The 1,483-nt window shown below is 41.7% G+C and carries 2 protein-coding genes; one reads left to right on the forward strand and one right to left on the reverse strand.

The annotated features are described in order from the left end of the window. Positions 1–19: 19 nt before the first annotated feature. Positions 20–802 carry a hypothetical protein gene (locus QUA10_RS28970; protein ID WP_333085971.1) on the reverse strand — a complete coding sequence of 261 codons (783 nt, stop codon included), beginning with the start codon at positions 800–802 and terminating at the stop codon, positions 20–22. A gap of 364 nt (positions 803–1,166) precedes the next feature. On the opposite strand from QUA10_RS28970, the gene QUA10_RS28975 reads away from it, so the two are divergent. After that, on the forward strand, positions 1,167–1,472 hold the full coding sequence (locus QUA10_RS28975; RefSeq protein ID WP_333085970.1) for a hypothetical protein: 306 nt from the start codon (positions 1,167–1,169) through the stop codon (positions 1,470–1,472). Positions 1,473–1,483: the final 11 nt, after the last annotated feature.

The raw sequence follows: 1,483 nt of genomic DNA on the forward strand, positions 1-1,483 counted from the left end.
TTATGTTCAACTAAGCAAATCAAAAATTATTTTGCTCACTGCTGTTACTGTACCTCTTAGTCACGCAAAGTGCTGTAATAAATACATCAAAGTCCCCTATAGCCTCATCATGTCCGAGAGTTCTGCTTGTATGAATGGCAACTACTCTCTTAGCATCATCTGGGTCTAAGCGATCGCTTGGAGGAACTGGCTCCACTTCTGGGATGCTAATCACTGTTCCAGGTGATGCTCCAGGTACTAACCTTAATCTGGTGATTCTAGTTTCAAACTCAGGCCCTGCTGGGTCTAAACCAGGGATGCGATTTAGTTCGTTGCCTGTGAGTTCTTTATATTTAGCACCAGCGAAACCTGATACATGAGCACCTAAACTGTGACCGATTAATTCTGTTTTGTTAGGATCTATACCCTGTTTATTGAGAAACTGTGCTATTTGATTACCTACCTCTCTCGTGTTCTGTGCTGGTATGACATACCCGCCGAGTCCTTGAGGTTTAGCCCCTTCTTCCCAATCTACTAAAATAATGTTTGCATTGGCATTTTCTGGTTGACTTCGCAGAGCTATAGCTATCTCTGATAATGAAGGGGCATAATTATTCCCCTGGTTCCCGCCAGTATTTTGAAAACCATGAGTAATTACATAAGTTTTTTGATTAGTGTCTATGCTTCTAATGGGTTGATTGCTGAGGATTGATAGAGGAGAGTTTAAAATTATAGAACCATCTGATCCCAGAGTGCTAGGGATAGATGCGACTATTTTATTCTCATCCTTATTACCCCATACATTGAAATTCACATTAACCATAATTCAAACTCCTCACAAATAGATTTACGTCAAAACCAGCAAAGCCCGCCTTGCAAGCCTTCCTAGATATCTATCAGGGCGTTCATCTGCTGTTTATGCAGTTCGCCCTGTTTTTGTAATAAAACTTTACATTGCTCCCAACAGCAGATCGGCCGTATCCCCGATCGCCCGTCAGATGCACCGTCAAACGTAGCTGACAGCCAAAAACATCATTTCACAATACTCCACAATCCTGAATCTGTATAGGCTTAACGGCTCACCATTTGGCTCAACATCAAAGGCTCACTTGGCTCATTTGGCTCATTTGGCTCACCAAATCATGTAACATTATTTACTAAGGCAAAGTTTCCGTAGAGGAGTAGCAATGGCAGGTTTGCTCAGAGCATCCGAAGAAGGGCTAAAAATCATTGACATGGTAAGACGCAATCTCGGATGGAATAAAGCAGATGAGCTCTGGTGTCAGGCTGCTCTCACTTCAAAAGCAACTTTAAAGCGATTTTGGACGCAGCAACCAATTAGACGAGAGACTTTTATACACATTTGCAAAGCTGTAGGTGTGAAAAACTGGCAAGACATTGTTGCGCGAGAAATTCAAGAACCAGAATTATACCAATTCTCCAAAATTATGCTACAGTATTTAGTGCCGATAGAATATAATCCCATCCCGTGATAGATGCGATT

This window comes from Microcoleus sp. Pol8_D6 (assembly GCF_036700965.1).
GTDB lineage: Bacteria > Cyanobacteriota > Cyanobacteriia > Cyanobacteriales > Microcoleaceae > Microcoleus.

What these genes read in the sequence shown, in the direction of transcription:
- QUA10_RS28970 (WP_333085971.1), bottom strand. Translation starts at nt 802, where the DNA reads ATGGTTAATGTGAATTTCAATGTATGGGGTAATAAGGATGAGAATAAA.
- QUA10_RS28975 (WP_333085970.1), top strand. Translation starts at nt 1,167, where the DNA reads ATGGCAGGTTTGCTCAGAGCATCCGAAGAAGGGCTAAAAATCATTGAC.